Source organism: Inquilinus limosus (genome assembly GCF_051487185.1).
Classification (GTDB): domain Bacteria; phylum Pseudomonadota; class Alphaproteobacteria; order DSM-16000; family Inquilinaceae; genus Inquilinus; species Inquilinus limosus_F.
The window spans coordinates 53,866-74,187 of sequence record NZ_JAHVDK010000010.1; the positions used below are offsets into that span (position 1 = coordinate 53,866).

Here is a 20,322-nt window from a genome sequence, read left to right on the forward strand (position 1 = left end):
GTCATGACCGTCTCGCCCCTCGACTCCGCCCTCTACGCCCCGCTCCTCTCCGACGCGGAAACCGCCGCCCTGTTCACCGACAAGGCGGCGCTGCGGGTGATGCTGCGGGTCGAGGCGGCGCTGGCCGAGGCCGAGGCGCGCTGCGGCGTGATTCCGCCGGCGGCTGCCAGCGCCATCGCGGCGGCGGCCGGCGCGCTGGTCCCCGACCCGGCGGCCCTGGCCGCGCGCACGGCGGAGGATGGCGTGCCGGTGCCGGCCCTGGTGGCGGCGCTGCGCCAGGCCGTGGCCGCCTCGGCGGGCGACGAAGCGGCCCAGGCGGTGCATTGGGGCGCCACCAGCCAGGACATCCTCGACACCAGCCTGGTGCTGCGGCTGCGCAAGGTGATCGCGATCCTGGAGGGCCGGCTGGCGGCCCTGATCCAGGCCCTCACTGCGCTGGCCGACGCCCATCGCGGTACGGTGATGCCCGGCCGCACCCGGTCGCAGCAGGCGACGCCGATCTCCTTCGGCCTCAAGGCCGCCGGCTGGCTGGCGCCGCTGTTGCGCGACCGCGACCGGCTGCGGGAGCTGAAGCCCCGACTGTTGCTGCTCTCCTTCGGCGGCGCTAGCGGCACGCTGGGCGCGCTGGGCGAGGACGGTCCCAAGGTCGAGGCCGCGTTGGCCGAGATCCTGGACCTCGCCGTGCCGCCGATGCCCTGGCACAGCCAGCGCGACGGCATGGCCGAATTCGCCGGCTGGCTGGCGCTGGTCACCGGCACGCTCGGCAAGATGGGACGCGACCTGGTCCTCCTGACCCAGACCGAGGTGGCGGAGGTGCGGCCGGGCGCCGGCGGCGGCTCCTCCACCATGCCGCAGAAATCAAACCCGGTGGGGCCGGAGACGCTGGTTGCCCTCGCCCGCTTCAATGCCGGCCTCGTCGGGCAGATGCAGCAGGCGATGCTGCAAGACCATGAGCGCGACGGCGCCGCCTGGCCGGTCGAATGGCTGGCCCTGCCGCAGATGGTGGTCGCCGCCGGCGCGGCCCTGAACCACGCCCTGGCCGTCGCCGGCAGCCTGCAGGTCGACGCGGCCCGGATGGCGGCGCAGATGGAGGCGTCGCACGGCCAGCTGCTGGCGGAGGCGGCGAGCTTCGCCCTCGCCGCCCACATGCCGCGGCCCGAGGCACAACGCCTGGTGAAGGAGGCTGCGGCCAATGCCACCGCCACCGGCCGGCATCTGTTCGACCTGCTGGCCGAAGCCTCTACCGCGGCGATCGACTGGCCCGCCCTGCGCGACCCCGCTCGCCACCTGGGCGCGGCCGACGTCTTCATCGACCGGGTGCTGGCGGCGGCGAAGAAGGGCTGAGGACAGCGTTGCGCCCGTCCGGACCGGCCCCGGGCCTCAGCCTTCGTCGACCGGGACCAGGGCGGCGACGTCGTCCCGGCCCTCGCTGCGCAGCCCCTCGGCCACGCCCCGGCGGTCGGCCGCGGGGCGGTTCTGGCTCATCTTCCACTTGCCCTCCAGCCGGGCGATCGGCAGGGCGAAGCCGACGATGCCCTTGAGCTGGGCGCGGATGAACTCCTCCGGCGCATCGTCGACTGCCCAGGGCTGGCTCCGGCCGCCCTCGTGCCGCCTGGTCAGCCGCGTCACCAGGTCAAGCAGCCGGTCGGCGTCGTCGAACAGCTCCAGCGGTCCGCGGGCGTGTATCGCGATATAGTTCCAGGTCGGCACCACCTTGCCGGTCTGGCGCTTGGTCTCGTACCAGGACGGGGTGATGTAGGCTTCTGGCCCCTGGAAGATCGCCAGCGCCTCCACGCCGGGCACGCCGCCGGCGGCATGGGGGTTGGCCTTGGTGAGATGGCCGTACAGCGTGCCGTTCGACCCGGCCTCCGGGTCCAGCAGCATCGGCACGTGGCTGGCGACGAGGCCGTCGGCGCCGAGGCTGACCAGCGTGGCCAGGCTGGCCTGGCGCATGGCGGCGTGCAGGATCTCGATCCGGTCTTCCCGGAAGGCGGGCGGGACATACATGGCATTGGCCTGGACAGCAGGGCGGATGCCGGACAGATGGCCCATGAATCGGACTGGCCGCCAGGGCCAATCCGTCAAGCACCGGCAGTCCAATTCCGATTGGCGCAGCGGCGGCATGCGCCCGTGGCACGGCCGCGCGCTTCCGCCGCGCCGGCCCTTGCTGCTATACCCGGCCCAATCCTCCCTGCTCCGCATCTGGACCACGCCGATGATCCCCCGCTACAGCCGCCCCGAGATGACCCGGATCTGGGAGCCGGAGAACAAGTACCGGATCTGGCTGGACATCGAGCTGGCGGCCTTGGAGGCGATGGCCCAGCTCGGCATCGTGCCGGACTCGGCGGTCAAGGCGGTGCGCGAGCGCGGCAATTTCAACGTCGAGCGCATCGACGAGATCGAGCGCGAGACCCGGCACGACGTCATCGCCTTCCTGACCAACCTGGCCGAGTATGTCGGGCCCGAGGCGCGCTTCGTGCACCAGGGCATGACCTCCTCCGACGTGCTGGACACCACGCTGGCGATCCAGCTGACCCAGGCGATCGACCTGCTGATCGCCGATGTCGACCTGCTGCTGGCGGCGCTGAAGCGGCGGGCGGAGGAGCACAGGCACACCCTGACCGTCGGCCGCAGCCACGGCATCCATGCCGAGCCGACCACCTTCGGCCTGAAGCTGGCCGGCCACTGGGCCGCCTTCCGCCGCAACCGCGACCGGCTGGTGCAGGCCCGGCGCGAGATCGCCACCTGCGCCATCTCCGGCCCGGTCGGCACCTTCGCCTCGGTCGATCCCTTCGTCGAGCGCTACGTCGCCGACAAGCTGGGCTTGGCTGTCGAGCCGGTGTCGACCCAGGTGATCCCGCGCGACCGCCACGCCATGGTATTCTCGGTGTTCGGCGTCGTCGCCTCCTCGATTGAGAACCTCGCCATCGAGATCCGGCATCTGCAGCGCACCGAGGTGCGCGAGGCGGAGGAGTTCTTCCACCAGGGCCAGAAGGGCTCCTCGGCGATGCCGCACAAGCGCAACCCGGTGCTGACCGAGAACCTGACCGGCCTGGCCCGACTGGTCCGCGCCGCGGTGGTCCCGGCGATGGAGAATGTGGCGCTGTGGCACGAGCGCGACATCAGCCATTCCTCGGTCGAGCGGGTGCAGGCCCCGGACGCCACCGTCGCACTGGACTTCGCCCTGTCACGGCTGACCGGCGTGGTCGACAAGCTGCTGATCTATCCGGAGCGGATGAAGGCCAATCTGGAATCGCTCGGCGGCCTGGTCTTCTCGCAGCGCGTGCTCCTGGCCCTGACCCAGGCCGGGGTCAGCCGCGAGGACGCCTATGTCCTGGTCCAGCGCAACGCGATGAAGGTGTGGCATCAGGGCGGCAGCTTCCTCGACCGCCTCGCCGCCGATCCGGACGTGGCCAAGGCGATCCCGCGCGAGGACCTGGCCCACGCCTTCACCTACGACTTCTACACCAAGCACGTCGACGACATCTTCGCCCGCGTCTTCGTCGAAGCCTGAGCCATGGCCGGGAAGGATCAGGAGCCAAAGAGGTCGGCCGCAAGCATCGCGGCCCAGGCGCTGGGCTGGGTCGACCCCGTGACCAAGGCGGTCACCCCGGCGATCCACCCCTCCTCGACCTATATCCGCGACCCGGATAACCAGTACCGCTCCGGCCGCGTCTATGCCCGCGCCGACAATCCCGGCTTCGACCAGGCCGAGGCGGTGCTGGCGGCGCTGGAGGGCGCGGAAGGCGCCGCCGTCTTCGCCTCCGGCATGGCCGCGGCGACCGCGGTGTTCCTGTCGCTGGCGCCGGGCGACCATGTACTGGCGCCGAGGGTGATGTACTGGTCGCTGCGCAACTGGCTGCTGACCGAGGCCACCCGCTGGGGGCTGAGGGTCGAGCTGATCGAGACCGGCGACATCGACGCCGTCCGCGCCGCGCTGCGACCGGGCGAAACCAGGCTGGTGTGGCTGGAGACGCCGGCCAACCCGCTCTGGACCGTCACCGATATCGAAGCCGTGGCCGAGGCGGCACACGCCGCCGGCGCGCTGGTCGCGGTGGATTCCACCGTGGCGACGCCGGTGCTGACCCGGCCGCTGGCGCTGGGCGCCGACCTGGTGATGCACTCCGCCACCAAGTATCTGAACGGCCATTCCGACGTCATCGCCGGGGCGCTGGCCACTGCCCGCGACGACGAGCACTGGCATCGGATCAAGCGCATCCGCGCCCAGAACGGCGCCGTGCTGGGGCCGTTCGAGGCTTGGCTGCTGCTGCGCGGCATGCGCACGCTGGTGCCGCGGGCGCGCCAGGCCTCGGCCACGGCGCTCGCCATCGCCGAACATTTCCGCGGCCACGAGCTGGTCTCGGCCGTGCTCTATCCCGGCCTGGCCGACGCGCCGGGCCACGCGGTCGCCGCCCGGCAGATGCAGGGCGGCTTCGGCGGCATGCTGTCGATCCGGGTCAAAGCCGGCGCCGCGGCCGCGATCGCCACGGCGGCGAAGGTCGAGCTGTGGAAGCGCGCCACCTCGCTGGGCGGGGTCGAGAGCCTGATCGAGCACCGCGCCAGCGTCGAGGGCCCGACCAGCCCGGTGCCGGACGATCTGCTGCGCTTGTCGGTCGGCATCGAGGACCCGGACGAGCTGATCGCCGATCTAGACCAGGCGCTGCGCGCCGCCGTCGCCTGACGACGGCCCCGCCCCCTCACGCCTCCAGCACCCCGTCGACCGCGGCCGCGACCAGCCGGGCATAGGCGCCGCCGTGGCGCAGCAGCTCCTCGTGCCCGCCGGTCTCGACGATGCGGCCGCCCTCCAGCATCAGGATGCGGTCGGCGCTGCGGATGGTCGACAGGCGGTGGGCGATGATCAGCGTGGTGCGGCCGCGGCGCAGCTCGCGCACCGCCGCCTGCAGCGCCTGCTCGCTCTCGGTGTCCAGGTTCGACACCGCCTCGTCCATCACCAGCACCGGTGCGTTCTGCAGGAAGGCGCGGGCGATGGCGATGCGCTGGCGCTGCCCGCCGGACAGCCGCGCCCCACGCTCGCCGCAGCGTGTGTCGTAGCCCTGCGGCAGGGCACGGATGAAGCTGTCGGCCTGGGCCATCCGGGCCGCCTGCTGCACCTCCTCCTCCGTCGCCTCGGGCCGGCCGAGGTGGATGTTGTCGTGCACCGAAAGGTCGAACAGGTGGACATCTTGCGGCACGATGGCGACGCGCCGGCGCAGCTCCGCCAGCGGCAGGTCGCGCAGGTCGTGGCCGCCAAAGGTGATCCGGCCGGCCGCCGGGTCCCAGAACCGCACCAGCAGGCTGGCGCAGGTGCTCTTGCCGGCGCCGGAGCGGCCGACCAGCGCCACCGTCTCGCCTGCGGCGATCGCGGCGTCGAAGCCGCGCAGCACCGGCCCGCGCTCGGCATCGTAGCCGAACTCGACACCCTCGAACCGGATCTCCGGCGCCAGCGCATTGTCGGGCCGCACCCGGCCGCGATCCTCGACCTGCGGTTTCTGATGCAGGATCGTCAGCACCCGCTGCGTCGCCGCCTTCAGTGCGCCGAGCTGGCGGCCGGTCTCGGTCACCTGAGTGATCGGCGCCAGCGCTGCCCCGGCCAGCACCAGGGCGAGCGGGAGCAGGGCTATCGGCAGGGTCCCCTGGGCCACGAGGCCGGCACCGGTGGCCAGCACCGCCAGCACGGCGAGGGCCAGTAGGATGTCGATCGCCGCCGCCTCCAGCCCCGCCCGGGCGCCGTAGCGCAGCTGGTGGCCGTTGAGATCTGCCGTCCGCCGCATCAGCCGGTCGAGATAACGGCCGCCTGCGCCGAAGATGGCCAGCTCGCGCAAACCCTGCACGCCCTCCACCGCCTCGGCGTTGAGCCTGCCCAGCTCGTCCCGCAGCGCCTCGCCCTGCCGCCCGGCCTTGCGCGCCAGCCAGAACGGGACCGAGGCGACCAGCGGCAGGAACGGGGCCAGCACCAGCGCCAGCAGCGGATGGACCAGCACCAGCGCGACCAGGGCCGCCAGCGGCACTAGCGCAGCGCCGACATAGTCGCCAAGCAGATGAGCGAAGAAGCTCTCCAGCATCTCGGCGTCGCCGGTCGCGGTGCCGGCCAGGTCGCCGGTGCGGCGGCCGAGGACATAGCCGGGCGCGGCGCGCTCCAGCCCGTCGAACAGGCCGAGCTGCAGCTGCTCGATCAGGGCGAAGGCCAGGTCGTGGCCAAAGTACGACTGGCCCCAGCGCGCCAGTGCCGTCACCAGCACTCCGGCGGCGAGGCCCCAGGCGGCGGGCTGCAGCATCGGCCCGGCCGTGCCGGTGATCGCGCCGCCGACCAGCCAGGCGCCGGTGGCGAGCGTCGCCAGCATGCCAAGCTGGGCCAGGGTGCCGCAGAGGGCGGTCAGCACCAGCCCGGCGGGCCGGCGGGCGGCCACCGGCAGCAGGTCGCGCAGGCGATAGCGGGGCTCGGCCCCGGCGGTGAGTTCCATGGTCATGCGACGGCTCCCTGGGCCTGGGCCAGGCGGGCGTAACGACGGCCCTGCGCCAGCAGCGCCTCGTGCCGTCCCTCCTCCACCACCCGGCCACCGTCGAGCACCAGGATGCGGTCGGCCTTGCGGATGGTGGACAGGCGGTGGGCGATGACGAGGGTGGTGCGGTTGCGCAGCAGCCGCTCCAGCGCCTCCCGGATCGCCTGCTCGCTGGCGGCGTCGACGCTCGAGGTCGCCTCGTCCAGCACCAGGATCGGCGCGTTCTTCAACAGGGCGCGGGCAATGGCGATGCGCTGGCGCTGACCGCCGGACAGCAGCGACCCACGCTCCCCCACTTCGGTGTCGTAACCCTCGGGCAGGGCCTGGATGAAATCGTGGGCATTGGCGGCGCGGGCGGCCTCGACCAGCTCGTCCAGCCCGGCCTCCGGCCTGGCGATGCGGAGGTTGTCGGCGACCGTCCCGGGGAACAGATGGGTGTCCTGCGACACCACGGCGATCTTCTCGCGCATCGCCGTCAGCGGCAGGTCGCGGATGTCGACGCCGCCGACCCGGATGCCGCCGCGCGCCGGGTCGAAGAAGCGGAGCAGCAGCGCCACGATGGTCGATTTGCCCGAACCCGAAGGGCCGACCAGGGCCACCATCTTGCCCTCCTCCACCCGGAACGACACCTCGTCCAGCGTCGGCCCCTCTGCGCCCTTATAGGCGAAGCCGACACGGTCGAAGGCGATGGTGGCGGCCAGCGGCGCGGGCGTCGGCAGCCGCGGCGCATCGATCACCGCCGGTTGCGCCGCCAGCAGGGCCGCGATCTCCTTCCCCGCCCCGACGCCGGCCCAGGCGGCGTGCAGCGCCTGGTCCATGCGCTCGATCGGCCGGAACGCCTCGCGCGCCAGGAACAGCGCCGTCAGCAGCGCCATTGGCGCCAGCTCGCCCATGGAGACGCGCCAGGCGCCCCAGGCCAGCACCGTGGCGACGCCACCGAGCGAGCACAGCGTCGTCACCCCGTCGCGCATCAGCGTGACGCTGAGCTCGCGCATCGACTCCCGCCGCAGCCTGGCGGCGTGCTCCGACAGCTCCTGCCGGCGCCGGCCGACCGCGTTGAACGCCTTCAGCGTCACCAGCCCCTGGATGCTGTCGAGCAGGAAGGCGCCGAAGGCGGCCAGCGCGGCGAAGATGCCGGTCGACTTCGGCATGCGCCAAGCCAGCCACAGCGCGTTGGCGAGCGGCGCCAGCACCACGAAGACGGCGAGAATCGCGGCCGAGGTCAGGTCGAGCGCGGCCAGGCAGGCGAGCACGGCGAGCGGCCCGAGCACGGCGACGATCACCGCAGGCAGGTACCGCGCGACATAGGCCTCGACCGCCTCGACCCCGCCGACCAGCGTCGCCTGGATCTCGCCGGTCCGGCGCTCGGTGGCGAAGCCGGGGCCGAGCTCCAGCAGCCGCTCGAACAGCCGGCGGCGCAGCGCCAGCTTCGTCCTTTGGGCGGCGCGCTGGGCCGCCAGTTCGCTCAGCCAGACCAGTCCCGCTCGCAGCAGGACGAGACCGGCCAACAGCGCGATCCAGGACATCACCGCCGTCAGCCCCTGCCCCTGCAGCAGCGTGCCGGCCACCACGGCCAGAAGCACGCCCTGGCCGAGATTGGCCGCGGTGACGGCCAGCCCCAGCCCGGCGCCCAGCGCCACCTCGCCCCCGACCGGTCCGGCCAGGGACAGCATCGTCCGGTTGATGTTCATGATGGCACGCTCCGCAGCCGATAAAGCCGCTGTTGCACGATCGCCATCAACGATGACTGACCGGCGGTCATAGAGTCAACGAAGAAATGCAAATGAGAGTGGATTGCATTTAGGCGATACGAGACTGCCCTTCGGAGGCCCGTCCTGCGTCGGGTCATCTTGTTTCCGACACCCGGACAGATTGATACGGCCCCCGGAACAAATCGCTCGCCCAGGTCTTTTGTGGAGACGATGCTGACGGCAGACCGAAAGATGAACGACGGCCGGAGTCTTGCGCAGACGCTGCACTTCTGGCTTCGCATCCAGGCTCGGAACTGGGAGGATGGCTTTCCGCCCAGCCCCGAGGAGACATGTTGGATCGGCCTGGCGATGGCAGCGGCGCGGCAGGGCAGCCTGGGACGGGTCCAGGAATGCATTCTGCACGCCATCCTGCAGGACCTGGCCCCGCCTCCCGAGGCCGGAGACTACAGCCTCGACAGCTTTCGCCGTGATCTCTCCGCCTTCCAGGAACGATATCTCGACGGCCGTTAAAATCCCTGGAAAATCCGTAAGATAAATTATGCCACGAAGGTTCGGTTCGGAGTTGCCAAATGGCGTGATCCAAGGGATCGTGGATCATTGATTCCGGGGAGGGCCTGCCATGGATCGGCCGACGCGCATCGTTCCACCGATCCGTTTCACCTCGTCCACCGGCGACGAGGCTTCGATCACCTCTGCCGCTGCGCTGGTCGATCATCTCGACGCCCTCTACGACACGATCCTTGATCCGAAGCGCCGGGAGGCACATATCGCCGACGCGCTGCGGGCGAAGCATCTCGACACGATCGAGCGGCTGCTGTTCCGGGTGACCGAGGAGATGGATCGCGGCGCTGCGCAGCTGAGCGACACGCTGCGGACCCAGGCGGCGATGCTGATCGGCCAGTACCGGCCGGCGGTCGGGCCGGTGCTGGCCGATCGGACCAGGAAGCCCGGCCGGCGCTCCGACGCTGTCCGGACGGACTGCGGCGCCCCCTAAGGCGATCTGGTACCGACGGACCCTTCATCGGGCTCGTCATCACCCCGTTATCGCAGGACCGGTGGAGATCCTGTGTATGAGCCGCTCGTCGAACCGCGGGGCATGGCCCACGGCACAGCCGCGGAGGCCCACCGCGATGCAGACGCCGGAGTCTGCGGCGATGCCGCTCAACCGCGGTCGGTCGCGAAGCGGTACACGGTCGTCGTCTTGTAGACGTCACCGGGCTTCAGGACGGTCGACGGGAATTCCGGGTGGTTGGGCGAGTCCGGGAAATGCTGGGTCTCGAGGCAGAAGCCGTCCGCTTGGCGATACATCCTGCCGCTGGTGCCCACGAGCGACGCGTCGAGGAAATTGCCGGCGTAGAACTGGATGCCGGGCTCGGTCGTCAAGACTTCCATGACGCGGCCCGTCATCGGCTCGCGGACCCGGGCGGCAAGACTCAGCGCACCGGCGCTCGGCTTGTCGAGCACCCAGTTGTGGTCATAACCGCGCCCGAACACGAGCTGCTGGTCGTTGTCGCGGATCCGGGCGCCGATCGCAGCCGGGATGGTGAAGTCCATCGGCCCGCCGGCGACCTTGACGATCTCGCCGGTGGGAATGAGGGTCGCGTCGACAGGGGTGAAGGCCGAGGCGTTGAGCATGAGCTCATGGTCGAGGATGCTACCTGCCCCCTCGCCTGCGAGATTGAAATAGGTGTGGTTGGTGAGATTGACGATCGTCAGCTTGTCGGTCGTCGCCTCGTAGTCGATCCTGAGCTCGTTGTTGGCGGTCACCGTATAGGTCACCTTAGCGGTCAGCGTGCCCGGATAGCCTTCCTCTCCATCGGGGCTCGTGTAGGTCAGTTCAAGGCCGGCATCGTCCGCGCCCTGAATCTCCTTCGCCTTCCAGACCTTCTTGTCGAAGCCCGCCAGGCCGCCGTGAAGCGCATTCGGCCCATTGTTCGTGGCCAGCTTGTAGGTCTGGCCGTCGAGCGTGAAGGCGCCCTTGGCGATACGATTGGCATAGCGCCCGGTGATGGTGCCGAAATAGGGATTCTTCGTGAGATAGTCGTCGAGCGTGGCGAAGCCCAGCGCGATGTTGCCCGACTTGCCGTCCCGGTCGGGAACATTGATCGCCTGGACAATGCCGCCATAGGTGAGGATGTTCACGCTCATCCTGCCGTTGGTGAGCGTGTAAAGCTCGACCGCGGTGCCGTCCGCTGTCGTGCCGAACGGTCTTTTCTCGATCGACGCTGCCAGCGCCTGTGGGCTGGCCATGAGACCTCCGAGCAGAACCGCCAGGGCCAGTTGCCCGGCAACCAACATCGTATGCATGGTCTCGCTCCCCAAGGTGGCTCTGTGTCTGCCGCCTCAGCTCGCCCCGGCGCCCGGGTCAGCCGGACGGCGGTTGGTCGCGGTTCCCGCAGCAACGCTTCCTGCGCGACACAACCAAGCGCAACAGAGCAAGCCGATCGCGCCCAGCCCGGAGCGTAGGGTCGCGGCCCCGACCAACGTCACCGCGCCAAGCAGCAACTTGATGGGAAACCAGACCAGCCTTGAACCATTCATTATCGCATGGTTGTTGCCATGGCGACAACGCCGGGGCTCTCCCTACTAAGGACGCTCCGCCGTCGCAGCCCAATCCGCAAAACTGCGGACCATCATCGGAAGGTGCTCAGGATCGCCGGCGAGCTCGGCCAGCTCCCACAGGCGATGCGCGCCGGTGAGGATGGCGATCCGCCGGCGGTCGATCGAGCGGCCGGTCAGCACCTCATAGGCCGAAACGATGCGCGCGGTGAGGTCGGGCGAGACGAAGCCGGAATAGACGAATTCCTGGTGCAGCGGCCCGATGCCCGAATCCGCGAAGTCGTAGATGCCGTTGAGCCGCTGCCGCTCATGGTCGAACGCCATGTTCCAGCCATGCCCGTCGAAGAAGCCGTAGACCGTCCCCTGGGGTTCGGGCGGCAGTTGCCCATAGGCCGCGAGGACCCGCTCCGCCTCGGCGCGCAGATCCGGCGCCAGCGCCGGCAGCGCCCTGGCGCGGATATCATCCGCCGTTCCCCAGGCCTCAACCGGCCCGGCGCCGGCCGCTGCCATCCGGCCGGGGTCGAGCCGGTGAAGCTCGGCATGGAAGCGGGCCAGATCCTCGGCGAGCCGCCAGCGGGCCTCCTCCGGCAGCTGGTGGTACTGCGCCGTCAGCAGATGCTCGCCCGGGATCTTGGTGTGCCGCGAGAACAGGGGCGGCCCCTCCACAAGCACGAGATCGGGGACCGGCAGCGAGACCGCGGGCCGGCTCACGGCCAGGAGGGCCTCCTTCCGCAGCCGCTGTGCCGCCGCCTCGTGGCGCGGGAACTTGAAGATCAGACGGCCATCCGCCTCGACAGCCGTCGAATCCCAGCTCTCCGCCAGCACCCGGACATCCGACGCGGCGAGATCCGGGAATGCGCGAAGGATCGCAGCGCGATATCGATCGAGATCCGATGGCGTCATGAGGCGCTCCCATCGCGTGGGGGATCGCCACTATCACGGAAAGGAGGCTGCGAAAGGCCGGCGCCCACCAGGCGGTTGCGGATCCGGCGCATCCGGGTCCTCCGTGAAGACGATGAAGGCCTCCGCTCCCTCTTCCCGCCCCAGCGCCCGGCCGAGCAGGCGCGGGCTGGGCACTGTGTGCGAACGGCGACTGGTGGAAATCGACGAAGATCGCCGGCCCTTCCGGACCGCGGTGACTCTTTTCCGCAATCTCGAACGTCTTAGGCTCAGCAGACCCGAAACACAGGAGCGGGCCGATGAGCCTCAAGGACAAGACCATCGTGGTGACCGGCGGCAGCCGAGGCCTGGGCCTCGGGCTCGTCGAGGCCCTGGTGGATCAGGGCGCCAGGGTCACCGTCGTGGCGCGAGGCCAAGCCGCGCTTGCAGCGGTGGAGCGAAGGCTCGGCGTCACCGCAATCGTGGCCGATGTCACCGACGAGGGGGCCGCCCACCGCATCCTTGCCGAGATCCGCCCGGACATCCTGGTGCTGAACGCCGGCACGAAGCCGCGAATGGGTCGGTTGGACCAGCTGAGCTGGGCCGATTTCACCGCGCCCTGGGAGACCGACGTCAAGGCCGGGCTCTATTGGCTGCAAGCGGCGCTGAGGCTGCCGCTCAAGCCCGGGAGCCGCGTCCTGGTGGTGTCGAGCGGCGCGGCCGTGGGCGGATCGCCGATGTCGGGCGGCTATGGCGGCGCCAAGCGCATGCTCTGGTTCATGGCCAGCTACGCCAACCGCGTCTCGGAGCAGAAGGACCTCGGGATCCGCTTCCAGGCGATCGTGCCGCGGCAGATGGTTGCCGGCACCGGCGTCGGCGACGAGGCCTCCAACGCCTACGCACGCGCCCTGGGTATCGGGACTGAGGAGTATCTGGCGCGGTTCGGCGCGCCGATGCCGCCGCGGGACTTCGGCGACAAGGTCGTTTCCGTGCTGGACGACCCGCAATATGCCATGGGCTTTGCTTTTGGCCTGAAGGGCGATACGGGGATCACGGTGCTCGAGGGAGAAACGGCTTGAGCGAAGGCCCGTCCCCATCTTCGACGGCGCGCCAGACGCAGCTCCTGGCGCTCGCCGGCGAGCTGCGGCCGGAACTGCACCGCTACTGCGCGCGCCTCATGGGCTCGGTGATCGACGGCGAAGACGTGGTGCAGGATACCTTCGCCCGCGCCGTCGTCGCCCTGGACGAGCTGCAGGAGGCCCCGGCACTGCGCGCCTGGCTGTTCCGGATCGCCCACAACCGCGCGCTGGACCTTCTGCGCAGCCGCGCGATCCGAGCAGCCGAGCCGATCGAGGCGGCCTACGAGGTCGCCGATCCGGAGAGCCTGGATCCTGTGGAGGTGCTGATGCGGCGAGAGGCGGTCGACACCGCAGTGTCGCGGTTCGTGGAGCTTCCGGCCGTGCAGCGCAGTGTGGTGATCCTCAAGGACGTGCTCGACCAGTCCCTGGATGAGATCGCCGCCATGCTCGACCTTACGGTTGACGCGGTGAAGGCCCACCTCGCCCGGGGGCGGGCCAGGCTCAAGGTCATCAACGCCAAGGCGCCGGCCCAGCCCGCGCCGCGCCGGCCGTCACCCGGCGTCGCCCGCTATGTCGCCCTGTTCAACCATCGCGACTGGGAAGGGCTGCGCGCGATGCTGGCCGACGAGGTGCGGCTGATCCAGTCGTCGCATCCGCCGCGCGCCGGCGCCGCCGACGTCGGCATGTTCTTCGGCGTCTATGCGCGAAGCGCCCCGGTTCGGCTCGCCCCCGCCTGGCTCGAAGGCCGCGAGGTGATCGCGGTCTGGGAGGATCCTCAGGCGGCGAAACCCAGCTACCTGATGTGGCTGGAATGGACGGACGGGCGGATCAGCTTCATCCGCGACTACCGCTATGTCCGCTACGTCGTCGACGACGCGGAGCTGGTCCTCGCGCCGGATGCCGCAACTCCGGGCGAGCGGGCCGGCCACGGATGAGCCGCGCTCCGCACTCGGCCGCCATCACCCGCCCCAGGTCCGCTCCAGCACCCGGAACCAGTTCTCGGTGCCGATCTTGCGCAGCAGCGGCTCGTCATAGCCGCGCGCCCGCAGCGCCTCGAACAGCCGCGGCAACCCGGCCGCGTCCTTGATCGCCGCCGGCACGGTGGCGCCGTCGTAGTCGGAGCCGAGCCCGACCCCGTCCTCGCCCAAGCGCTCGATCAGCGCATCGACATGCCGCACCATGATCTCGAGATCGGTGTCGGCGTTCATCGACCCGTCCGGCCGCAGGAAGGCGGTGGCGAAGTTGAGGCCGACCAGGCCGCCGCTGTCGCGGATCGCGTCGAGCTGCCGGTCGGTCAGGTTGCGCGCGTGGGGGCAGACCGAATGGGCGTTGGAATGGGTCGCGACCAGCGGCGCCGTCGACAGCTCCGCCACGTCCCAGAACCCCTTCTCATTCAGATGCGACAGGTCGATCAGGATGCGGCGCTCGTTGCATTCCCGCACCAGCGCGCGCCCCGCATCGGTCAGGCCCGGCCCGGTGTCGGGCGAGCCCGGGAACTGGAACGGCACGCCGTGGCCGAAGGCGTTCGGCCGGCTCCAGACGATGCCGAGGGACCGCAGCCCGGCGGCGTACAGGAGGTCGAGCATGCGAAAATCGGTGTCGATCGCCTCGCAGCCCTCGATGTGGAACACCGTGGCCAGCGAGTCTCGCGCGATCGCGGCGCGGATCTCCGCCACGCTGCGGCAGACGCTGAGGCCCCCGGCCCGCTCCAGCCGCAAGAGGATCGAGGCCATCGCCGTGGTCGCGGCCTGGGCCTCGGCCAGCCCCAGCTCCGGCGGCAGCGGCACAGCATAGCTGCCGCCCTGCATCCGGTCGATCGAGCCGGAGGAGTGTGGCGACGGCGGGAAGATCGCGAACATGCCGCCCGCGAAGCCGCCCCGCCGCGCCCGCGGCAGGTCGAGATGGCCAGTCGCCGTGCCCTCGATGAAGGCGGTCTCGGCCGAGCCGGCATGGGATTTCAGGAGGCGCAGAAGGACGTCATTGTGCCCGTCGAAGACGGGAATGGGCGCGGGCTCGGTCATCAGGATCCATCGTCTCGGGAGCACGGCCGCGGATCGGCCGAAGGGGCAGTTGAGCAGCCCTCGTCCCCGCTGGCAAGGCGGGCTAACTGTCGCCGCCGCGACGGAAGGCGCGCGGCGACTGGCCGACCTCCTGGGTGAACAGCCGCGAGAAATAGGCCGGGTCGTTGAAGCCGAGCGTGTAGGCCGCCTCGGCCACCGAGACATTGGTGTAGAGCAGCAGGCGCTTGGCCTCGAGCAGCAGCCGGTCCTGGATCAGCCGGGCCGGCGGCGCGCCGGCGACCCGGCGGCAGGCGGCCCAGAGCTGCTTCGGGCTGACCGCCAGCGCCCGGGCATAGTCCTCGACCGCGTCATGGGCGCGGTAGCGCTCCTCGATCCGCTCGCGGAACCGGGCCACCAGCAGCGCCTGCGGGCCCGGCGCCGCGGTTTCCCCGCCCCCCGCCTGCGCCAGGCGCAGGACCTCGACCAGGATGCCGACCAGGAGAGCCTCCACCGCCGCGGCGCGGCCGGGCGCCAGCCAGGCCAGCTCACGCGACAGCCGGCCGAGGCTGGCGCGGATGAAGCCATGCTCGGCCGCGGGGATCACCGCCGGCACGGCGAAGAGCGGCCGGAACTCCGGCTCGCGCCGCACCAGCTCGCGCAGATAGCTGTCCGACACCGTCAGCACCGAGCCGACCGTCTCCGGCTCGAAGCGGAAGCCATGCACCACCCCGGCCGGCACCAGCAGGAGGCAGGGGGCCTGCAGCCGGATCGTCTGCGCCTCCGCCCGGGCAGTGCCGCCGCCGCGGGTGAAGTGGAAGATGTGGTTCAGGTTGGCGTGGGCATGCGCTCGGATGGTCCAGTCGCTGGGCCGGCTGCGATCCTCCAACGCCTCCAAATGCAGGAAGCGGTCATCGACCGTCCGCGGTGCCTCGCCATAGAGGAAGAAATTCGGAATCGCAGGCGTCTGCACGGATCTCCTGCCTCTTGAGCGCCAATTCCGGCACAGCGCCCCGGGAAGAAGAGTCCAATTTTTCCGACGCCGCGTCCATGGCTTTCCGCACTGCTGCGCCTAGCCTTCTCGGAACGACAGGCTCCGGGGAGGGCCTTGGAATGCGTACCCAGGTCGCGATCATCGGCGCCGGGCCGGCCGGGATGGTCCTGGCCCACCTGCTGCACCAGGCCGGCATCGAGGCCGTGGTCCTCGAACACCGCAGCCGTGACTATGTCGAGGGCCGGGTCCGCGCCGGGGTGCTGGAGCAGGGCATGGTCGACCTGCTGGACCGGCTCGGCCTCGGCGCCCGCATGCGCCGCGAAGGGCTGGTCCATGCCGGCACCAACCTGGCGGTCGACGGCGAGGTGTTCCGCATCGACATGCAGGCCCTGACCGGCGGCCGCTGCATCATGGTCTACGGCCAGCAGGAGGTGATGCGCGACCTGTTCGACGGCGCCGTCGAACGCGGCCTGACGGTCGTGTTCGAGGCCGAGGACGTTCACCCCCACGACATCGGGACCGACCGGCTTTACGTCACCTGGCGTCAGGACGGCACGAAACGGCGGCTGGGCTGCGACTTCGTCGTCGGCTGCGACGGCGCCCACGGCGTCAGCCGCGGCTGCATCCCGCCGGAGCTGCGGCGAGAGTTCGAGCGGGTCTATCCCTTCGGCTGGCTGGGCGTGCTGGCCGAGGTGCCGCCGGCCCATCACGAGCTGATCTATGCCAACCATGAGCGCGGCTTCGCCCTGGCCAGCATGCGCTCGCCCCACCGCAGCCGCTACTATGTGCAGTGCCCGCTGGACGACCGGATCGAGGACTGGCCGGACGAGCGGTTCTGGGACGAGCTCTGCCTGCGCCTAGGGCCCAAGGCCGCGGCCGGGGTGGTGCGCGGCCCGTCCTTTGAGAAGAGCATCGCGCCGCTGCGCAGCTTCGTCTGCGAGCCGATGCGCCACGGCCGGCTGTTCCTGGCCGGCGACGCCGCCCATATCGTGCCGCCGACTGGGGCCAAGGGGCTGAACCTGGCGGTGTCGGACGTGGTCATGCTGGCCGAGGCCTTCGGCGAATACTACGGCGAGCGCTCTGCCGCCGGGATCGATGGCTACTCCGCCCGCGCTTTGGCCCGGGTGTGGAAGGCGGAGCGCTTCTCCTGGTGGTTCACCGGCCTGACCCACCGCTTCCCCGGCACCGGCCCCTTGGAACGCCGGCTGCAGCGGGCGGAGCTGGACTACATCCGCGGCTCCCGCGCCGCCCAGACCGTGCTGGCGGAGAACTATGTCGGTCTGCCCATCGTCTGACGCGCTGCCGTGTCGCCTCTCCGCTCCTCACCGTCATTGCGAGGAGGCGAAGCCGACGAAGCAATCCAGGGGCAACGCCAAACGGCCCTGGATTGCTTCGCTGCGCTCGCAATGACAATGGCGGCGATTGTGAGAGGGTATCTCCCCCCTCCTCACCCCCCATCCTCACCCCGCATCCGCCAGGATCATCTCCGCCCCCTTCTCCGCCACCATCATGGTCGGGGCGTTGATGTTGCCGGCGGTGATGTTGGGGAAGACCGAGGCGTCGACCACGCGCAGCCCCCGCATCCCGTGCACCCGCAGCCGGGCGTCGACCACCCCGGTCTCCGGGTCTGGCCCCATCGCGCAGCTGCCGCACAGGTGGTAGATCGAGCCGGAATTCGCCTGGAACCAGTCCAGCAGCGCCGCGTCGCTGTCCGCCCCGGCGGAGGGTGGCATTTCCTCCGCCGTGATCGCGGCGAGCGCCGGCGCCGCCATGATCCGGCGCGCCAGCCGGCTGCCCTGCAGCACCTCCGCGACATCGCGGTCGGTCGACAGGTAGTTGGGGCTGATCCGCGCCGGCGCCGCGGGATCGGGCGACGCGATGGCAATGCGGCCGCGGCTGGTCGGGCGGCAGGAATTGAAGGCCAGGAGGAAGCCCGGATAGGGCTCCGGCTTCAGCCCGGCCTTCGGGCTGTCCGGGATGCGGTAGGACAGCGGGTTGAAATAGAGCTGGATGTTCGGCCGCGTCTCGTCCGGCGCGCCGCGGAAGAAGCCGCCGGCCTGGTTGACGCTCATGGCGAAGGGGCCCTTGCGGGTCAGCAGATATCGCAGCCCCAGCCGCGCCTGGCCCCACGGGCTGCCGAAATCGCCGTTCAGCGTCGGCACGCGTGACCGGTAGTAGAAGCTGGCGCAAAGATGGTCCTGCAGGTTGCGGCCGACCGCCGGCAGGTGGTGCGCCACCGTGACGCCGGCCTCCTTCAGGTCATCGCCGTCGCCGATGCCGGAGAGCTGCAGCAGCTTCGGCGTGTCGACCGCTCCGGCCGCCAGGATCACCTCGCGCCGCGCCGTGAAGGTCCGGATCTCCGATCCCTGCCGCACCTCGACGCCGGTCGCTCGCCGGTCGCCGTCCAGCAGGATCCGCAGCGCCAGGGCCTCGCGCTCGACCGTCAGGTTCCGGCGCCCGAGGGCCGGGCGCAGATATTCGGCGCTGGAGGAGGACCGCCTTCCGTTGCGGGTGTTGATGTCGTAGATCCCCGCCCCCTCCACCGTGGCGCCGTTGAAATCCGGGTTCAGCGGCAGCTGCATCTCGCGGCAGGCCTGCAGGAAGGAATCGGTGATCGGATGGGTCATGCCGCGCATCGGCGTGACATGGATCGGGCCGTCGCCGCCATGCCATTCCGAGGCGCCGCCGGCATGCGTCTCCAGCTTCCGGAAGACCGGCAGCACGTCGCCATAGCCCCACCCGGGATTGCCGGCCGCCGCCCAGTCGTCGAAATCGGCCGCGGCGCCGCGCAGAAAGATCATGGCGTTGATCGAGCCGGAGCCGCCCTGCACCTTGCCGCGCGGACAGTAGATACGGCGGCCGCCCAGCGCCGGCTCGGGCTCCGACCAGTACATCCAGTTGACCCGCGGGTCGTAGTAGCTGCGGGCATAGCCGACCGGGATGCGGAACCAGAACGAATCGTCGCGGCCGCCGGCCTCGAGCAGCAGCACGGAATGCCGGCCGTCCTCGCTCAGCCGCGCCGCCAGGATGCATCCGGCCGAGCCGGCGCCGACGATGACGTAGTCATAGGTCATGGCGAGACTTTCTGCGGAGCCCTGCGGTCCGGAGTCCTGATTATGCTGATGGAAGGCCGAACCCCACCACCGTCATGGCGAGCCCCGCAGGGGCGTGGCCATCCAGCGGTACCGGCCCCTGGATGGCCACGGCGCTTCGCGCCTCGCCATGACGGTTCTGGGATAGGCGTCCGGCTCATTCCTTGGAGCCCAGACTACCCGCGTGCCGGGTCGAACTGCTTCACATCGGCCGGCTCCGGCGCCATCTGCAGGTGCAGCCGGTCGCCGGTGTAGGGCGAGTGCTTCGCCACCACGTCCATGTTCAGCTCCACCCCCAGGCCCGGTTCGCGCGACGGCAGCAGGTAGCCGTCCTCGAAGGCCAGCGGCCGCTTCAGGATCTCGGCGTGGAAGCCGCCGAAATCGAGGATCGCCTCCTGGATCAGGAAGTTCGGCGAGGCGGCGCCGAGATGGAGGCTGGCGGCGGCGACGATCGGGCCGCAATAGACATGCGGCGCGATCTGGGCGTAGCAGGCCTCGGCCATGCCGGCGATCTTCTTCGATTCCAGCAGGCCGCCGACCCGCCCGACATCCATCTGCAGGATCGACGCGGCCCCCAGCTCCAGCACCCGCTGGAACTCGTATTTCGTGCACAGCCGCTCGCCGGTCGCGATCGGGATCGAGGTCGCCCGCGCCACCTCGGCCATCGCCGCCTCCTGCCCCGGCGGCACCGGCTCCTCGAACCACAGCGGGTCGTACTGCTCCAGACGCTTGGCCAGGCGGATGGCGGAGGACGGCACCATCTGGCCATGCGTGCCGAACAAGAGGTCGGCGCGGCTGCCTACCGCCTCGCGCAGCTTGCGGCAGAAGGTCTCGCAGCGGTCGAGCACGCCGAGCGATAGCTGATGCCCGGAATAGGCGGTGTAGGGCCCGGCCGGGTCGAACTTCACCGCGGTGAAGCCCATCGCCACCATCTCCGCCGCGCAGTCCGCGGCGAGATCCGGGTCGTTGAAGTCGAGCTCCCCGACCGCGTTCTTCGGATAAAGATAGGTGTAGGCGCGAAGTCTCTCGTGCACCAGCCCGCCCAGCAGATCGTAGACCGGCCGGCCCGCCGCCTTGCCGATGATGTCCCAGCAGGCGATCTCGAGGCCCGAGACGATGCCCATCATCGTCGGGTCCGGCCGCTGGGTGAAGCCGCTGGAATAGGCCTGGCGCCAGAAGCGCTCGATCCGGTGCGGGTCGTGGCCCAGCAGATGCCGCTCGAACACGTCCTCGATCAGCGGCACCACCGCCTTCGGGTGGAAGGCGGTGGTGTAGACCTCGCCGACGCCCTCAATGCCGCAGGCGGTCCGCAGCCGGACGAAGATCCAGTACATGCCGCCGAGATGCGGCGGCGGGACGGCGACGACATGGGTCTCGAGCGTTTCGATCTTCATCTGCGGCGGCCTCTCGCTGGGACCGGCGCCCGAGCGCGCCGCGACCCAGGCCATCATGAATCGCGGCGCCCGGCTCCTCCAAGTTGGCGGCGACGGAAAATCCCGCGCCAGCGACG

Annotated in this window: 17 protein-coding genes; 8 read left to right on the plus strand and 9 right to left on the minus strand. The window is 70.5% G+C overall.

All coding sequences use genetic code 11. The features are described 5' to 3' along the window. The first annotated feature begins 3 nt into the window (after window positions 1-3). Window positions 4-1,344 (plus strand): 3-carboxy-cis,cis-muconate cycloisomerase, encoded by a 1,341-nt coding sequence (locus KXR53_RS13290; RefSeq protein ID WP_437375651.1) that lies wholly within the window; start codon window positions 4-6, stop codon window positions 1,342-1,344. A 36-nt stretch (window positions 1,345-1,380) separates the two neighbouring features. Here KXR53_RS13290 and KXR53_RS13295 read toward each other — a convergent pair whose 3' ends face one another. Next, entirely contained in the window at window positions 1,381-2,052 is a 672-nt protein-coding gene (locus tag KXR53_RS13295) for an FMN-binding negative transcriptional regulator (RefSeq protein WP_437375652.1), read from the minus strand. A 163-nt stretch (window positions 2,053-2,215) separates the two neighbouring features. Here KXR53_RS13295 and purB point away from each other — a divergent pair, with 163 nt between their 5' ends. After that, entirely contained in the window at window positions 2,216-3,514 is a 1,299-nt protein-coding gene (gene purB, locus KXR53_RS13300) for an adenylosuccinate lyase (RefSeq protein WP_437375653.1), read from the plus strand. Window positions 3,515-3,517: 3 nt separating this feature from the next. Next, on the plus strand, window positions 3,518-4,681 hold the full coding sequence (locus tag KXR53_RS13305; protein ID WP_437375654.1) for a trans-sulfuration enzyme family protein: 1,164 nt from the start codon (window positions 3,518-3,520) through the stop codon (window positions 4,679-4,681). 16 nt (window positions 4,682-4,697) lie between these two features. On the opposite strand, the gene KXR53_RS13310 is transcribed toward KXR53_RS13305, so the two are convergent. Then, window positions 4,698-6,467, minus strand: coding sequence for an ABC transporter ATP-binding protein (locus KXR53_RS13310; RefSeq protein ID WP_437375655.1), 1,770 nt, complete (start codon window positions 6,465-6,467; stop codon window positions 4,698-4,700). Further along, window positions 6,464-8,191: an ABC transporter ATP-binding protein gene (locus tag KXR53_RS13315; RefSeq protein ID WP_437375656.1), complete on the minus strand. Its 1,728-nt coding sequence runs from the start codon at window positions 8,189-8,191 to the stop codon at window positions 6,464-6,466. The genes KXR53_RS13310 and KXR53_RS13315 overlap by 4 nt, the downstream gene beginning before the upstream one ends. Before the next feature lie 222 nt (window positions 8,192-8,413). Between KXR53_RS13315 and KXR53_RS13320 the strand changes: the two genes are divergently transcribed. Together KXR53_RS13320 and KXR53_RS13325 are read left to right on the plus strand one after the other, a co-directional pair. Further along, the gene (locus tag KXR53_RS13320; protein WP_437375657.1) at window positions 8,414-8,722 is read left to right on the plus strand and encodes a hypothetical protein; all 309 of its coding nucleotides are present in this window, start codon (window positions 8,414-8,416) and stop codon (window positions 8,720-8,722) included. A 109-nt stretch (window positions 8,723-8,831) separates the two neighbouring features. Further along, window positions 8,832-9,206, plus strand: a complete 375-nt coding sequence (locus tag KXR53_RS13325; protein WP_437375658.1) for a hypothetical protein — start codon at window positions 8,832-8,834, stop codon at window positions 9,204-9,206. 167 nt (window positions 9,207-9,373) lie between these two features. On the opposite strand, the gene KXR53_RS13330 is transcribed toward KXR53_RS13325, so the two are convergent. Then, the gene (locus KXR53_RS13330) at window positions 9,374-10,519 is read right to left on the minus strand and encodes an aldose epimerase family protein (RefSeq protein ID WP_437375659.1); all 1,146 of its coding nucleotides are present in this window, start codon (window positions 10,517-10,519) and stop codon (window positions 9,374-9,376) included. Window positions 10,520-10,798: 279 nt separating this feature from the next. After that, a complete protein-coding gene (locus tag KXR53_RS13335; protein WP_437375660.1) occupies window positions 10,799-11,674 on the minus strand; it encodes a phosphotransferase family protein in 876 nt (291 codons plus the stop codon). Window positions 11,675-11,970: 296 nt separating this feature from the next. Here KXR53_RS13335 and KXR53_RS13340 point away from each other — a divergent pair, with 296 nt between their 5' ends. Together KXR53_RS13340 and KXR53_RS13345 are read left to right on the plus strand one after the other, a co-directional pair. After that, window positions 11,971-12,729, plus strand: coding sequence for an SDR family oxidoreductase (locus KXR53_RS13340; protein WP_437375661.1), 759 nt, complete (start codon window positions 11,971-11,973; stop codon window positions 12,727-12,729). After that, window positions 12,726-13,664: a sigma-70 family RNA polymerase sigma factor gene (locus KXR53_RS13345; protein ID WP_437375662.1), complete on the plus strand. Its 939-nt coding sequence runs from the start codon at window positions 12,726-12,728 to the stop codon at window positions 13,662-13,664. Before KXR53_RS13340 ends, KXR53_RS13345 begins: the two co-directional genes overlap by 4 nt. Window positions 13,665-13,688: 24 nt before the next feature. Here KXR53_RS13345 and KXR53_RS13350 read toward each other — a convergent pair whose 3' ends face one another. Together KXR53_RS13350 and KXR53_RS13355 are read right to left on the minus strand one after the other, a co-directional pair. Then, window positions 13,689-14,750, minus strand: a complete 1,062-nt coding sequence (locus KXR53_RS13350; RefSeq protein ID WP_437375663.1) for a dipeptidase — start codon at window positions 14,748-14,750, stop codon at window positions 13,689-13,691. 82 nt (window positions 14,751-14,832) lie between these two features. Continuing rightward, window positions 14,833-15,699 (minus strand): helix-turn-helix domain-containing protein, encoded by an 867-nt coding sequence (locus tag KXR53_RS13355; RefSeq protein ID WP_437375664.1) that lies wholly within the window; start codon window positions 15,697-15,699, stop codon window positions 14,833-14,835. Window positions 15,700-15,839: 140 nt separating this feature from the next. Between KXR53_RS13355 and pobA the strand changes: the two genes are divergently transcribed. Then, the gene (pobA, locus tag KXR53_RS13360) at window positions 15,840-17,015 is read left to right on the plus strand and encodes a 4-hydroxybenzoate 3-monooxygenase (RefSeq protein ID WP_437375665.1); all 1,176 of its coding nucleotides are present in this window, start codon (window positions 15,840-15,842) and stop codon (window positions 17,013-17,015) included. A gap of 165 nt (window positions 17,016-17,180) precedes the next feature. Here pobA and KXR53_RS13365 read toward each other — a convergent pair whose 3' ends face one another. After that, a complete protein-coding gene (locus KXR53_RS13365; protein WP_437375666.1) occupies window positions 17,181-18,794 on the minus strand; it encodes a GMC family oxidoreductase in 1,614 nt (537 codons plus the stop codon). A 194-nt stretch (window positions 18,795-18,988) separates the two neighbouring features. After that, on the minus strand, window positions 18,989-20,206 hold the full coding sequence (locus KXR53_RS13370; RefSeq protein ID WP_437375667.1) for a mandelate racemase/muconate lactonizing enzyme family protein: 1,218 nt from the start codon (window positions 20,204-20,206) through the stop codon (window positions 18,989-18,991). Between the last annotated feature and the right edge of the window lie 116 nt (window positions 20,207-20,322).

Bases quoted from the DNA above. Each gene is read 5' to 3' on its own strand.
- KXR53_RS13340 (WP_437375661.1), top strand. From the start codon at position 11,971: ATGAGCCTCAAGGACAAGACCATCGTGGTGACCGGCGGCAGCCGAGGC.
- KXR53_RS13315 (WP_437375656.1), bottom strand. From the start codon at position 8,191: ATGAACATCAACCGGACGATGCTGTCCCTGGCCGGACCGGTCGGGGGC.
- KXR53_RS13310 (WP_437375655.1), bottom strand. From the start codon at position 6,467: ATGACCATGGAACTCACCGCCGGGGCCGAGCCCCGCTATCGCCTGCGC.
- KXR53_RS13365 (WP_437375666.1), bottom strand. From the start codon at position 18,794: ATGACCTATGACTACGTCATCGTCGGCGCCGGCTCGGCCGGATGCATC.
- KXR53_RS13305 (WP_437375654.1), top strand. From the start codon at position 3,518: ATGGCCGGGAAGGATCAGGAGCCAAAGAGGTCGGCCGCAAGCATCGCG.
- KXR53_RS13370 (WP_437375667.1), bottom strand. From the start codon at position 20,206: ATGAAGATCGAAACGCTCGAGACCCATGTCGTCGCCGTCCCGCCGCCG.
- KXR53_RS13350 (WP_437375663.1), bottom strand. From the start codon at position 14,750: ATGACCGAGCCCGCGCCCATTCCCGTCTTCGACGGGCACAATGACGTC.
- KXR53_RS13290 (WP_437375651.1), top strand. From the start codon at position 4: ATGACCGTCTCGCCCCTCGACTCCGCCCTCTACGCCCCGCTCCTCTCC.
- pobA (WP_437375665.1), top strand. From the start codon at position 15,840: ATGCGTACCCAGGTCGCGATCATCGGCGCCGGGCCGGCCGGGATGGTC.
- KXR53_RS13335 (WP_437375660.1), bottom strand. From the start codon at position 11,674: ATGACGCCATCGGATCTCGATCGATATCGCGCTGCGATCCTTCGCGCA.
- KXR53_RS13330 (WP_437375659.1), bottom strand. From the start codon at position 10,519: ATGCATACGATGTTGGTTGCCGGGCAACTGGCCCTGGCGGTTCTGCTC.
- KXR53_RS13295 (WP_437375652.1), bottom strand. From the start codon at position 2,052: ATGGGCCATCTGTCCGGCATCCGCCCTGCTGTCCAGGCCAATGCCATG.
- KXR53_RS13325 (WP_437375658.1), top strand. From the start codon at position 8,832: ATGGATCGGCCGACGCGCATCGTTCCACCGATCCGTTTCACCTCGTCC.
- purB (WP_437375653.1), top strand. From the start codon at position 2,216: ATGATCCCCCGCTACAGCCGCCCCGAGATGACCCGGATCTGGGAGCCG.